Here is a 14,360-nt window from a genome sequence, read left to right on the forward strand (position 1 = left end):
GGTGGTTCAATTCTCTGAGATTTCGCTGAGCTGTTCGATCATCAGCATCGTCGCCGCTTCAACCGCCCGTTGCCAGTGTTGATCGCCGAATTGGTCGGCGTACTCCGTTTTGGCATGGGCGAAGATGATCCCGCGGCTATTGTTGATGACGGCGCCCAGCCGGTTCGCGTCAAACGCCGGCGCCACGTCCTTGGCCGCTCCTCCCTGACTGCCGAAGCCGGGGACGAGAAACCAAGTGTGCGGCATCGCGGCGCGAAGCTCCGCCAGCTGCTCGGGATAGGTCGCTCCGACGACGGCGCCGGCCAGCCCGTACCCGCACTCGCCCACGGTCTCTGCGGAGAACTTTTCCACGAGCGAAGCGACTTCGTGATAGACGCGCCGGGGGCGGGACGCCCCGGCGCGCTCGGAAGGTTTGCCGACTTCTAAATCTTGCAGCATCCCGCCGCCGAGGTTCGACGTCTTCACGAGGACGAACAGCCCGGCATGGCGCTCCCGCGCGACGTCGACGAACGGCGTCAGGCTGTCTTCGCCGAGGTAAGGGCTCACCGTCAGGCAATCGGCCCCCCAGGGGCTCACGCCGCGGCCTAGCAATCCGCGGGCGTACGCCTCGGCGGTGGAACCGATGTCATTTCGTTTGCCGTCGAGGATCACTAGCAGCCCGCGTTCCTGGGCGTAGCGGATCACTTCGGCCAGCGCCGTCATGCCGCTGGGACCGAGCTCCTCAAAGAAGGCCATCTGCGGCTTGACGACCGGCACGAGCGGCGCGACGACGTCGATCACGCCGCAACAGAAATCGAGATACGCGTCGGCGCGGCCATTGGGCTCCGCCTCGCGACCGGTGGTGATGGGCCAGGGAAGCTGCTCCCAGCGCGGGTCGAGTCCCACGCAAACGGCGTTTCCGGTGCGACGCACGGCGGCGGCGAGCTGATCGATAACGTGAGGCACCTGGGGCAGTCTCTCTTCGATGGACTCCCGCAGCGTTGCGCGGCGAGTAGCGAGATTGTACTGGTCGCAGGCCGGTTTTGCAGCCAGGCCCGGCGAATGACCGGTTAGTCCTTGAACTCTTGCACGGCGCGGTTGTACTGGCGGGCCTTGGCCAGCGCCGTCCGCGATTCGGCGAGCTTCCCTTGCTTGGCGAGGACGTAGCTGCGGGCGGCAAATACCTCGTCCCGATTGGGCGCACCCGCCTCCAACTCGGATAAAAGCAAGTTCGCCTCTTCAAATCGCCGTGTTGCTGCGTACGCGACGGCAAGTTGCACAGCGGCACTGCTGTAGAGGTCTGCGTTCAGTCCACCAGACTGGATCGCTCCCGATAATGACTCGATGGCCTTAGGGAAGTCACGGCTGCTAAAAGCTGCGGCGCCTTCCTCATATGATTTGCTCGAGGTGCGGCGAGCTTCGGCAAACTCGTCACTCTTGCCACAACCTACGACGACCACTACCAATAGCCATCCGCTGAGGCGGGCAAAAACATCATAGATCGCTATCGATTGTCTCTTGCCCATTTCGGCTACCAATCGCACGCCAGACGGCTAGGTCGATTCCATCATTGATGATCGAAGTGTGGCCATCGCCGAACGCAAGTACCACAGCTCCAGGATGATCACTGCGGGGTGCGACGATCGCAAACTCATGCGGCGTGTCCGGAATTGCGCTGATACTACCACAGTCATAACCCGACCAATTTGGCGGTGCGACATGATTGTATTGCGAAGCGTCGTAGCCAGCAAACGGCCAACCGTTCGACCAGTTGTCGCCGGCCGGCCATCTTCCCGGAGCCATGAAGTTGTACTGACTGACCTGCGGAGTGTAGCTAAGGCACTCTTGGAAAAACGCGTCGACGGGAACGGGTTGCGTCGGACGTGACGCGGAAGTCACCATATCGGCCTTCGTTGGTAGGCTGGTAAGCGGGCTGGCACTTCCCTTTGTTCGCTCGGAAAAAAAAGCCGTCTTAGAGAGACCGTCCGTGAAATCTTTCGCACCAAGTCCTTTTTTCCCCATCGTAAACGCCCCATTTCCGGCGGCGTCCCAAGGGTCGGTCGGCAATGCGTCATAGACTCCAGGCGATCGAGTTCCTCCGCCAGGGGTCGAGCCGCCAAAATTTGAGCGATAGTTGTTTTCCGAAATGATTACCCCAGTGTTGGCGTCACTGGGACAAATGAACAATCCGGCGGCTGTCGCGAACGCGTTGTAGTGAGGGTTCGACGCGACCATTTGCTTTGATTGACCTTTAGTGATGTCAATCATGTTCCAGATATTGGTCGCCTCCATATATGGAAGCAACCACACGTGAACGGAAAAATTTCCGAACCGTTCGTTTGCGTTCCAGGCGCTGTTGTAGCTTGTACCTGGAGTCGGTTGCTCGACCCAGCCATTCGCGCCCCTGCGCTCGTAGTCCGGTCGGAGGCGGCCAGGTGGAAATGTTTTCTTTGCGCTTTCGTAGTTCGCCGCCGCCAGCGCCATCTGCTTCACGTTGTTGACGCAACTAGTCCGCCGCGCCGCCTCGCGCGCCGCCTGCACGGCTGGGAGCAACAGCGCGACAAGCACGCCGATGATGGCGATCACCACGAGGAGTTCAACGAGGGTAAATCCGCGCGAGGGACGCGTCTGCATGGCCTTGTCCTTGTTTCGTCAAAGCCGCCCGACTCTGAGTAATGTTGGTCTCGTTCCACAGCGAGGGCGGCTGCCTGGGACAGCTCGCATCCTAACCGGTTCATGTTAAGGGAACGCGGCGCAATCGCAAAATGAATTCTCTTGGGCGGGGATGGTGCGAGCGGCCCGGCGGCTGACTCCACCCGTCGCCACTCGCCTGACCCGCAGACTTTTACTCCGCCTTGGCGTCGGCCCCAGCGGCGGGCCAGGCAACGTCGATCCAAACGAGTCGATGGTCCGAACTCGGGAAGGGGTGAACGCCGACCAGCTTGAACAGCGGATCGTCGCTCCGCGGCCAGAACACCCCCGCGTCGCTGACCGCGAGATCGGTCGACGGCAGCACATAGTCGATGCGCAAATTGCCAGGGCCGGGCGCATCGGCGGGGTCGCAGGTATCGTGGGCCGGATCGCCGCGATGCCGGGCATTCGCTCCCCCTTGCAATTGGGCCTGTTCGGCGGCGCCGGGGCTCGCCGGCGGGGGGTAGTTGAGGATTTGCGGTGCGCCCAGCAACGCGGCGATTCCCGTTGGGCCGTCGCCGTCGTGCGGATCGCCATTGAGGTCGCCGAGGATCACAAACACGGGGTGGTTGGGGGCGGGACGCCCCGGCTCGCTGGGAACAGCTGCCGTCAGGCCCCCTTTTTTCCCGTTGTCGTCATAGATGTAAGCACCTTGCGGCGCGGGCCCTGTGTAGTCGAGCCAAAAGCGGACTTCGTCGTGATTGCGGCGTCCGTTGCGATCTTCCGCGCCGTCGAATGTCGGCGGCGTCGGGTGCGAAGCCAGGATGTGGATCGTTCGTCCCTCGACGTTGATCGGCACGTCCCAGTGGCTCTTTGATGAAAGGGGAAACTGTTCCAGCACGTCCGTGGAGTACCAATCATGCGGTTCGGGGGTCGCCGGATTGTCGGGAAGCTGCGCATGGGGCATGTCTCGCCACCGGAAGTTCTGAAATGTCCTGACAGCGGCGTCGTCGATTGGATACTTCGAAAGTATCGCCATGGCGTATTGTCCGTGGTAACGCCCGTAACCCCAGGCGTCAGCGGCGTAGTCATCGCTGTTCGGCTCGGCGTCGACGGCGCCATTGCGGCCGAGGTCGAAACCGGAGTGGCGCCCGGTATTTGACGGCGCGCGAAACCGGTGCGCAAATTCGAGAGGCTCGGCGGGGCCCGCCGGCGACTGCGAAACGTTCTGCGGGACGGCGAGGTATTTTTCGCAGAAGGTGCGTAGCACTTCGCGTTGCGGATCGTCATCGATTTCGTTGACAAGGATCAAATCAGGGCGAACTCGCTGAATAATCTCGGCGAGATGCTGAGCCTGCGAATCGTCGCCTGATTGCAACCGGGCGAGGATTTCCCCCCCATTTTGGCCGTACAGGGAGAGATTGAATGTGGCGATGCGCAAGCCTTCAGCAGCTTGGCATGCGGAGGCAAAGGCCGTCAGCCCGGTCGTCGCGATGAAAAACAGTGCGATGGTGCGAGTCCTAACCGCTTGGCGACAAGAGGTTTGGACAATTGCAGGATTGATGAAAGTCGGCATGTCATTGAATCCGCAAGTAGCCTGCTGAGTTTCGCCCAGCGACGTGTGACGCCAGCATGATGTCGAGGGAATTTAGAGGTGAAAATGCTTTCGCCAAAGTCAAGCCGGGGTTAACCTAATAGCGGCGGCGGCGGCGCTGCGTCCGTTTGGTACGATCCCACCTCGATGAAGCATTCTACGAAGTCCGCCAGTACGCGCGCCATTTCTTCGCATTGACTTCACCGCGTCTAAAACAATTGACGCGACGATGAGGTCGGGCTCGAAATGTTCTTGCACCGCTCAAGTTTGACGGCGGCGCAATTAGAAATACGGCCAACTGGCATTGAGATCCTTACTCACTTACAAAGCGCCCATCCAAACCGCTGGTTGCGCAATTAAAAGACACTCGACCACGAGCGTGAATCGTCAGGTCGCGCAAAACTCAAAAACAGCATCAGAGATCGATACAAAGTTTCGAGGTCAACAAGAGGATTACGATGAGGAAGACAATCGTGCAAGTGAAGACAGGAATTCTGCTGACATTCTATACGATCGCTCTGATCTCAACCGCGGCGGCCGCGCCATCTGGCGGATTCTTGGCAGTAATGAATGAAAGCGGAAATAACTCGGACTCGCGTCTGGCAATTACGTTCTTTGACGTCGACGAGTTTGATCAAGGGCCGCTCTTCAGCGTCTTCATTGGCTATGAACGACCTGGAAATCGTCGCGAGTTGAGTGCGATCGAAGCAGATCCGGTGACGGGCGACATCTACATCGTAGGTTTCGACAGCGGAACTCCTGGAGCTGTTGATAACCTGGGGACACCGGCGGAACTCACGGACGACGATTCCTCCGGTGATTACGATCTCTATAAAATCGACTTTGCATCGCTCTACGGAAATTGGGAAACGAACTACAAAGGGAAGGATGTTCGCGCTTTGGGCTTAGTCGATCCTCTCTCTCCCGCTCCAACGGGCAGCAAAGGGGCGGCCAATACTGACTATGTGACGTACGCTCCAACTACCGTTAGCTCCACGATTACGTTCACGCACGAAGCTACGCATAGTAACGCGGTGACGCTGGCGAGCTCGGTCGTGAAGATCGGCGAGATCAATCGCAATCAGAATCCCGACGCCGCGCCCTTTTGGCAGGCTGACCTTGAGTTTGTCGATTCGCAGACGTTGTTCATACTCGACGATTCAAACGAAGCCACTGCCAACGACAATGCCGCAAACGATCACGCTTACCGGATGATTAAGCGAGTTTCGACCTCTCCTGGCCTCGCAACTTCGAATAACGACGTCGGCGGCTACAACAACACGACGACTCAGTCCTGGGAGTCGAGTCGCGCTGGATTGGTGAATCTCGATACCGTCGCTGGCGTGCCGACGGGTCACAGCGAGCCGCAAGACTCCGCATTTTACACCGATCCCGTAACCGGAGTTCGCGGCGCCTGGGTCATGGAACGCGATGGTGGCGGCGACGACGTTGCCTTTTTCCAAGTCACCCCGGCAGGCGCCGGTGTTGGCTATCGTCCGTTTAGCACTGGTGAAACAGCGTTTGCCCTCGACAACGATCCATTTGTGGATGCCACCACGAATGATGGATTTGGCGACAAGATCTTCGTTGACCAAGACTCGGGCGACTTGATCATGATTGAAAGCAGCTTCGGTGATCCAACGCCGGGGGAAGTCGGCGTTATCCGTCGCGAAGTTCTTTCGTACGACAATGGCAGCGGACAAATCGAGTTTGGCGCGTGGAGCCCGAAGGTCATTCTCAATCCGGTAAAGGATCCAGCGAGCGAGGCGGGCGTTTTCTTTGAGCGGGGCTATTTCTCGTCTTACGACAGCGTAAACGACAAAGTCTACTTTTACGAGCCGGGGAATAGCCCTGATTTCGAGATGGAAGTCTACGTCCTCGACCTCGCTACGGGGTTGACGACGTCGTTCTTAAACGTCGACGATAGCGTAAGCCTGTTTACGACGGCGACTTCGGCGACGCACGGAGACAAAGGGGCGTTTTTCTCCATCGGCGCAGTCGCAACTGACGACGCCGACTTCGATAATGACAACGACGTCGACGGCAACGATTTCCTGATCTGGCAGCGCGGATTCAGCGTCGGCAACAACAACGCCACGGGCGACGCCGATGGCAACGGGGTTGTCGATGGCGCCGACCTGGCTGTCTGGAAGTCGCAGTTCGGCGCCGCCGCGGCGGCCGCCGTTGGGTCTGTGCCCGAACCAGCGACGCTGGCAATGGGTACGCTGGGTTGCTTGGCTCTCGCGGCCGCCCGTCGCCGCCGTTAGGCCTGCACCCGCAGGTGCGATTTCGATCTCGGATATTGACGCCTCGGCCGACAACGGCCGAGGCGTTTTTTAATGCGCCGCGGCGCGACCCGCTCGAATCTTTTACTGCTGTAGAGGAAAAGAAGCAAGTTTCTTCTCGTCTTCACAATCGGCGATTATACTAAGCGACGCGTAACCAACCGCCCCGCGTTGCCCGCCGCCGGCAACATGCCTACCCCCGCCCCAGCGTCTCCCCTCCTGGGAGGCGCGCCGCCCGACCGCGGCTTTCTTAGGGGCGTGCCGATCGCCGTGGACAGCATAGCCTTCTGGCGGAGGCGCCCGCCGTTATCGCGTGGGTGAACGAAGACGATTGCCAGTCGAAGCGGCCGATTCGCACGGCGCTGAACGCATCGCTGAACATCCGAATTCGTGGTAAGTGAGGAGAGCATGATGAGCCGATTTCGCTGGAAGTTGATCACGGGCAGTCTGTCGGTCGCGGCAGTCGCGGCGCTGACGACCGCCGCCCACGCGCAACTAGTGGTGACGGAAATCCTGGCCAACCCCATTAGCGCGGGGGACACGACCTGGGAATGGATTGAAGTGAAGAATACGGGCGCGACGCCCATCAATCTCGACGGCTACGTCGCCGCGAAGCTCAACGAGAATCCGAACACCGTCGCCGACATTAGCAGCTTTGTCGCCGCCAATACAATCGTCCCCGCCAATTCGGTGGCCGTGATCTACAATGGCGCGTCGACCAACTACGTTGATCAACTGTTTCGCGATGCTTGGGGGCTCTCTGCCAGCGTGCCGTTGATTGCGGCCAACGGCTTTCCGGCGCTGAGCAATAGCGGAAGCAATCGCAATTTCGGCTTTTGGCCCGACGTCGCGTCCTACAATGCGGTGCTGGTGGATAGTGGCGCGGGGCCGAAAGTCTCCAGCTACGCCGGCTCTGCGTTCAACATCGACTATGCCACCGGCTTTCCGCCCATCGGCAGCGGCAGCAGCGCTCCGTCGTGGCAGTGGAACGGAACAGGCGGCTACCAGGACGGTGCGAACTGGGCCGCGAGCGTTAGCGGCGTCGGCGGCGCCGTCACTAGCGTCCCCGTCAACGCGGTATCGCCGATCAATAACGTCGCCGACGTCGCAAACCCCGGACAGGTTCCCGCGGGACCGGCGACGGCCGGGCTGCTGATCTCGGAAATCATGTTCGACCCGGCTTCGACCGAGCCGAACTGGGAATGGGTCGAGATTTTCAACAACACGGGCGCGGCCATCAACTTCGCGTCGACGCCGTACTTTCTGCACGACGATGACGGCACGGATCTCGCCAGCGCGAACGTCACCTCCGGCACGGTGGCGAATGGCCAGGCCGCCGTATTGTTCAATAGCGCGATCACGCTACAGAACATGATCGACGCCTGGGATCCGGGCGGCGCCAACGGCACGTTGTTTATTCCCGTGGCGAACTTCCCCTCGTTGGCCAACGCCGGCGATGCCGTCGCCCTGTGGGACAGCGCCGCTGACTACAATCTGGACGCGGCCAATGTTTCTGGCCGCGGCACGGCTAATGCCGTGTCGGTGGTCAACTTCGTCGAAGCCGGACCGCCGGCGACGCCGACCGGATGGCCCGATTCAAATAACAGCGCCTCGATCTATCTGACGAGCTTGACCAACGACCCCGCGCAAGGGGCCAGCTGGATTGACAGCTTTGCGGGCGACGGGCTTTCGGCCAACGCTCAGGCCGTGAACGCGGTTCAGGCGATCCATCCCGGCGGCGACGTCGGCAGCCCCGGCTCGTTTGGCGCGGTCGCGCCGGTTAACGACGCTGATTTCAACAACGATGGCATCGTCAACGGCGCCGACTTCTTGATCTGGCAGCGCGGCTTCGGCACGGGAACGACCAACGCCATGGGCGACGCCGATGGCAATGGCCTAGTTAACGGTCTCGATCTGGCTGAATGGAAGCTCAAATTCGGCGGCGCCCCCGCGGTGGCAGCCGTCGGGGCTGTTCCCGAGCCGACAGGTCTGGCCTTGGCGGCTTTAGCGGCGTTGTACGGGACAGCCGTTATTTCCGGTGGCCGTCGGCAAGTGACTATGGTATCTTAAGATCGCCAGAGCGGAGAGCCCTGGTCCTTTCTCTGATGACGGAACATCGGCCTCGCCGCCCGCGGCGAGGCCGATGTTTTTTTACAGGCATCGCGTGGGGGGAAGCCATGGTTCCAGCGTCGACGCGTGAGCGTACTGATTGGTGCAGAATTGCAGCGTTCGTGACTGTTCTGGCAGCGGGGATTCACGAGAGCGGCCATGCCCAGCTCGTGGTGACCGAGGCGATGGTCAATCCGAAAAGCGCCGATGATGCGGTTTGGGAATGGATCGAGGTTCGCAATGAGGGGCAGACGCCGGTGGACCTCAACGGCGCCCTCTTCGCCAAGCTGGGTGAAGTGGAGAACACCAAGGCGGACGTGTCGACGGTCACGGCCGCCAATACCATTATCCCCGCGGGCGGCATGGCCGTGCTGTACGATGGGGACGGCAGTGCGTTCAACGACCAGTTGTTCCGACAAGCGTGGAGTCTTGGCGCCGGCGTGCCATTGATCGCCGTCGACGGCTTCCCGGGACTTGCCAACAGCGGCACAGGTCGCAACTTCGGCCTCTGGCTCGACGCCGCGTCGTACGCCCAGTCGCTGGCCGACGATGGCCAGGGAACGCAGCGCGTCAGCAGCTTTGCGGGCGCGGCCTGCAATCTCGACTACAGCGTCGGATTCCCGTCGGTGAGCGTCAACGGGGCCTCGATCGCGTGGAACGGCCTCGGCGCCTATGGCGATGGCGCCAATTGGGCGGTCACGGCCGCCGGCAGCGGCGTGATTACCAGCGTCCCAGTGATCGCTCCGGGCACGCCGGTGAACAACCCGCTCGACATCGGCAATCCGGGCCGGGTGGCGCCAGGCTCGGCGACGCCGGGGCTGCTAATTAGCGAAATTATGTACGACCCCGCGTCGCCCGATGGAACGTGGGAATGGGTCGAACTCTACAACAACACGGGCGCGACAATTAACTTTGGCGCCACGCCCTACGTGTTTCACGACACCACGACCAGCGATGGCGGCGATTTGACGGCGGCGAACATCGCCAGCGGAGTGCTCGGCCAAGGAAAGACTGCCGTCCTCTTCAAGAGTGGACTCAATATCGACCAGATGAAGTCGGCGTGGGACCCAGGCAATGCCCTCGGCACGCTGTTTATCCCAGTCGATGATTTTCCCTCGCTCAATAACAGCGGCGATACCATTGCCGTCTGGGATAGCCTCGCAGATTACTTGATCGACGCAGCGAGCACGACGCCCAGCCGTACGACAACCCAAGCAATCACGTCGCTCACGTACGATGACTCCGCACCGTGGCCAACCACGACCAGCCGACAATCGATCCACCTCGTCAATCTGGCCAGCCCGGCGAGCAATGGCGCGAGTTGGGCGCGCAGTGTTCTGGACGATCTGGCGGGCTCGGCGAACGCGGCCCAAGTTTTCGACAGCGTCGCAATCCACCCAGGCGGCGACCTCGGGACGCCGGGGACGTTTGGGGCCGCCGAGACGACCATCGACGCCGACTTCAACAACGATGGCATCGTCAACGGCGCCGATCTGTTGATTTGGCAGCGCGGTTTCGGCGTTGGCGTCAGTCGTGCCGCGGGTGATGCCGACGGCGACGGCGCCGTGAACGCGGCCGACCTCGCTTGGTGGAAATCCACATTCGGAACCCCTTTTGGCGCCGCCGTTGCAATTCCGGAACCAACGGCGATCGTAATCGGCGGCACCTTGTTTCCCGTGCTGGCGAAGCGCCGACGAGGCGCCAACTAGTTGCCGGTTTTGCTCTGGCAGCCTTTAATGGATTCGGGCCGTACTCTTCACCATGCGATCGGCGGAGAGTACGGCCATTTTTGTTGCCGGAGATTGGAATTTTGACGTTGTCGACGGTCCGACCGCTGAGGGTACCCGCGCCGCTGCTCGCAAGCGTCATCGCGATCGTCGCGGTCTCCCCCGTCTGCGCCCAATTACGAATCGTCGACTACAACATCGCGCAGAACTACGACATCGCGGGCGATCCGGGCGGTCTCGACACGATCTTCACGGCGATCGGAGCCGAGGTGAGAAATGGCTTCGCCAAGCCGATCGATGTGCTGGCGGTCCAGGAAGCGAGCACCGACGGGTCCGACGCCGTTGCGCTTGCAGCGATTCTCAACGGCATCTACGGCGTCACCACCTACGCCGCGGCCCCAGTGCCGCTCAACGGCGTGTCGGGCGGTAACGGGCTGCCTGGGCTAGTTTACAACTCGGCGTCGGTGAATCTTGTGAGCGCCATCGCGCTGGGCGACGTTGGCTCGGGCGCCACCCAACAACCGCGATCGTCGTTGCGGTATCAACTACGGCCAGCGGGCTATGACGCTGCGGCCGACTTCTACATCTACAACGATCACTACAAGTCGGACGACAGCTCAACCGATCAGGCTCGCCGCAACGTCGAGGCGCAAAGCGTGCGCGCGAACGCCGACTCCCTCGGCGAAGGAACTCACGCGATCTACGCCGGCGATTTCAACGTCTACAACGCCAACGAGGCGATGTATCAAACGTTACTCGCCGCCGGGCCGGGGCAGGCGCACGATCCTGCGTCTTTCACCAAACTGTACGCCACCCAGAGCCCGGCGACTGAGCTAGCCTTTCCCGGCCAGGTGCTCGGGGGCATGGACGATCGGTTCGACTTTCAACTGATCACGGGGGAACTGCAAGACGGCGAAGGAATGAGCCAGTTGGCCGGGTCGTATCGTACGTTTGGAAATAACGGCACGCATGCGACGAACGGCGCGATCACGACCGGCACGGGAGCCGCCGCCGACGTGCTCGCGGCGCTCGCACAGTCGAGCGACCATCTGCCGGTCGTGGCCGACTATCAATTGCCAGCGAAGCTCGGCGTCCAGGTTGCGTCGATTCCGAACTCCGTCGCCGCCGGCGCCGCGATTTCAATTGACGTGCTCATCGAGAATTTGGCCAGCGCCGTCACGGCGCTGGGCGCCGACGAACTCGACTACACGCTATCGGTCACGGGGGACTTGCTCGGCGGAGCCACTGGCACGATCGCCGCCCTGGCAACCGGACAGACGCGGCCGTTCTCGTTGAACACCTCCACGCCGGGGCTCAAAAGCGGCGTCCTGACGGTCGCTACCTCCAGCCAAGGCGCCGCGAATGCTCTCTTCACGCTGCCCGTCAGCTTCATCGTCGGCGGCGGGGGCGGGCCGGTGCGCACGACGATCGCGCAGGACGACTTCGATGCGCCGCTGAACCTGGTGAGCTTTCAACAACTGCCCGTGGCCGGGACTTACACGGCGCCAGCCAGCGGCTTTGGCGAGTTTCAGATCGGCGTCAGCGCGACGATTCCATTCGCCTTACTCGACGATTCGACGGGGCCATTTCCCGGGGACGCGGTCGGCATCATCAATTCGGCCGCGAAGACCGACGCATGGTTTGGCGTAACGGATACGATCGACAATGCCGTGCCTGTCAATAATCCCAGCGGCGAGGCAGCGGCGACGTGGACGTTCGACGTTTCAGGAGCAAGCTCATTGGAGGTCTCGATCGACATGGGCGCGATGGGCGACTTCGAAGCGACAGGCGTCAATCGCGACCGGTTCGACTGGAGTTATTCGCTCGATGGCGGCGACTTTGCGCCATTGTTCGCGTCCTCGGTGGATGAGGCGGCGTCGGCCGCCTACACGATGGCCAGCGGCATCGAAATCAATCTCTCCGATCCCCTGTCCATGACGCCCGCAGGCGGCGCAGCCGTGCAGTTATCGAACATATTGCAGACGCTGACGGCGCCGATCGCCGGACTGGGCGAGCTGCTTACTCTGCGGCTGGTCGCCAAGACCGACGGCACGAGCGAGGCCTACGCCTTCGACAACATCGTCGTGACAGGGCTCGTCGCCAGTTTCGCCGCAGCAGATTTCAATGACGACGGCTTCGTCGACGGCGCTGATCTGGCCGCCTGGCAAACGAACTTCGGCACGGCTAGCGGCGCTACCAAACTGCAGGGCGACGCCGATTTCGACGGCGACGTCGACGGCGCCGATTATCTCCTGTGGCAGCAGCAATGGACTGCACCCGGGGCGGGCGTGCCCGCTGTCGCGGAAGTCCCCGAGCCGACCGGGGCGCTGCTGCTGATGACGTCGCTCATCGGCATCGCTTGGCGGCGAATGAATGGACTAGGAAGATGAATCTCCAAAGACGCCGCCTGTTGTGGTGCGCTGCCGTGGCGTGCACCCCCCTGCTCTGCTCCGCCAGGCTGGCACACGGCCAGCTGCGCATTGTCTCGTACAACACGCTCACCGCCGAGAACCCAGGCGTGCAGACAGCCCGCCCAACCGCGGCGACGGTGCTCGAAGCTATCGGTCTACAATCGGTCAACGGCATTGCCAAGCCAATCGACGTCATGCTGCTGCAGGAGCAGTACACAACGGAGATTTCCACGCAATCGTTCGTCGACGTACTCAACGGGATCTACGGGCCAGGCACGTACGCGAGGTCGACGCTCAACGCCCTAGCTAGCGATTTCAGCCTGCGCCGCGGCGGCGGACCGGCGATGCTCTACAACACGACGACCGTGCAGCTGATCAACGAATTGCGATTTGGCACGGTCAACGGTTCCAATCAAGCCCGCTCGGCCATGCGGTATCAGCTGCGTCCCGTGGGCTACGACGCTTCGGCCGACTTTTACGCCTACAGCGATCACTACAAGGCGGGCGACACGGCTGACGACCAGACGCGGCGCAACATCGAGGCCGTCGCCGTCCGCAACAATGCCAACGCCTTGGGCGAGGGCGCCCACCTGATCTTCGCGGGAGACTACAACATTCAATCCAGCGGCGAAGCGATGTTTCAGACGCTGGTTGCGCCGGGGGCCGGCCAAGCGAACGATCCGCTGAACGCCTCGGGAACTCCCGGCTCGCCGGTGACGTGGCGCGACAACTCGGCTTACAAAGCGATTCACACGCAAGATCCCGACGGACCGATGGACGATCGGTTCGATTTCCAGCTTGTGTCGGGAGAGATGCTCGATGGCGAGGGGATGAGCATCGTTCTCAATTCGTACCGGACGTTCGGCAACAACGGCACTCATTCGCTCAACGGCGCGATCACCACCGGAAGCGGCGCCTCGGCGGCGGTGCTCAGCGCGCTCCGTTCGAACAGCGATCACCTGCCGGTCGTGGCCGACTATCAGTTGCCGGCGAAGATGGGCGTCGAGTTGGCCGCCGTGCCGCCAATCGTGACGCTGGGAGCATCGATCTCGCTTGATGTGACCGTTTCGAACATCGCCAGCGTCGTCGCCGCCATCGGCGCCGACGAACTCGATTACACGCTGAGCGTCTCGGGCGATCTGTTCGGAGGGGCTGTCGGCATTGACCTGGCGCTTGGCGGCGGCAACGTCCACCAAGTGACGCTCAGCACGGCAACGCCGGGAATCAAAAGCGGCGTCCTCACCGTGACGAGCACCAGTCAAGGCGCCGCCAATGCACTGCAGACATTTCCGGTTCAATTCGAAGTTGCCGCGCCGTTCCTGGCGGCCGACTTCAACGAGAACGGGTTCGTCGACGGCGTGGACCTCGCGACGTGGCAGACGAACTTCGGGCTGGCGGAAGGAGCGACGAAGTCCGTCGGCGACGCAAATCTCGACGGAGCCGTCGATGGCAACGACTATCTGCTCTGGCAGCGGGAGTTCGACGCGGCGGCCAGTTCGGTCGCCTCGGCAAGCGTCCCCGAGCCCGCAGCCGCAGCGATGGTGCTACTGGGGATGGCGCTTGTCATGCGACGCCGGCGGTAGTTCGAGAACGTGCGTGGCGGTACTCATGCCGGACCCCTCGG

General features: G+C 61.8%; 9 protein-coding genes. 5 read left to right on the forward strand and 4 right to left on the reverse strand.

Going from position 1 to position 14,360, the window contains the following annotated elements; genetic code table 11:
- Nucleotides 1-6: 6 nt before the first annotated feature.
- From pyrF to I41_RS03235, 4 genes are all read right to left on the reverse strand, one after another.
- Nucleotides 7-945, reverse strand: a complete 939-nt coding sequence (gene pyrF / locus I41_RS03220) for an orotidine-5'-phosphate decarboxylase (protein WP_145430840.1) — start codon at nucleotides 943-945, stop codon at nucleotides 7-9.
- A gap of 104 nt (nucleotides 946-1,049) precedes the next feature.
- Nucleotides 1,050-1,505 carry a hypothetical protein gene (locus I41_RS03225; protein WP_145430842.1) on the reverse strand — a complete coding sequence of 152 codons (456 nt, stop codon included), beginning with the start codon at nucleotides 1,503-1,505 and terminating at the stop codon, nucleotides 1,050-1,052.
- Nucleotides 1,474-2,613, reverse strand: a complete 1,140-nt coding sequence (locus tag I41_RS03230; protein WP_145430844.1) for a DUF1559 domain-containing protein — start codon at nucleotides 2,611-2,613, stop codon at nucleotides 1,474-1,476. The genes I41_RS03225 and I41_RS03230 overlap by 32 nt, the downstream gene beginning before the upstream one ends.
- Nucleotides 2,614-2,824: 211 nt before the next feature.
- The gene (locus I41_RS03235) at nucleotides 2,825-4,186 is read right to left on the reverse strand and encodes an endonuclease/exonuclease/phosphatase family protein (protein WP_145430845.1); all 1,362 of its coding nucleotides are present in this window, start codon (nucleotides 4,184-4,186) and stop codon (nucleotides 2,825-2,827) included.
- A gap of 476 nt (nucleotides 4,187-4,662) precedes the next feature.
- Between I41_RS03235 and I41_RS03240 the strand changes: the two genes are divergently transcribed.
- The 5 genes from I41_RS03240 (at nucleotide 4,663) to I41_RS03260 (ending at nucleotide 14,319) form a co-directional block, all read left to right on the forward strand.
- Nucleotides 4,663-6,471 carry a PEP-CTERM sorting domain-containing protein gene (locus I41_RS03240; RefSeq protein WP_145430847.1) on the forward strand — a complete coding sequence of 603 codons (1,809 nt, stop codon included), beginning with the start codon at nucleotides 4,663-4,665 and terminating at the stop codon, nucleotides 6,469-6,471.
- Nucleotides 6,472-6,900: 429 nt separating this feature from the next.
- Nucleotides 6,901-8,559: a lamin tail domain-containing protein gene (locus tag I41_RS03245; RefSeq protein WP_168206644.1), complete on the forward strand. Its 1,659-nt coding sequence runs from the start codon at nucleotides 6,901-6,903 to the stop codon at nucleotides 8,557-8,559.
- A 161-nt stretch (nucleotides 8,560-8,720) separates the two neighbouring features.
- Nucleotides 8,721-10,307, forward strand: coding sequence for a lamin tail domain-containing protein (locus I41_RS03250; protein ID WP_168206645.1), 1,587 nt, complete (start codon nucleotides 8,721-8,723; stop codon nucleotides 10,305-10,307).
- 107 nt (nucleotides 10,308-10,414) lie between these two features.
- Nucleotides 10,415-12,715 (forward strand): hypothetical protein, encoded by a 2,301-nt coding sequence (locus tag I41_RS26990; RefSeq protein WP_168206646.1) that lies wholly within the window; start codon nucleotides 10,415-10,417, stop codon nucleotides 12,713-12,715.
- Entirely contained in the window at nucleotides 12,712-14,319 is a 1,608-nt protein-coding gene (locus I41_RS03260; RefSeq protein ID WP_145430853.1) for a hypothetical protein, read from the forward strand. Before I41_RS26990 ends, I41_RS03260 begins: the two co-directional genes overlap by 4 nt.
- The last annotated feature ends 41 nt before the right edge of the window (nucleotides 14,320-14,360 follow it).

Origin of the sequence: Lacipirellula limnantheis (genome assembly GCF_007746075.1) — a bacterium.
In the GTDB taxonomy this organism is placed as follows: Bacteria; Planctomycetota; Planctomycetia; order Pirellulales; family Lacipirellulaceae; genus Lacipirellula; species Lacipirellula limnantheis.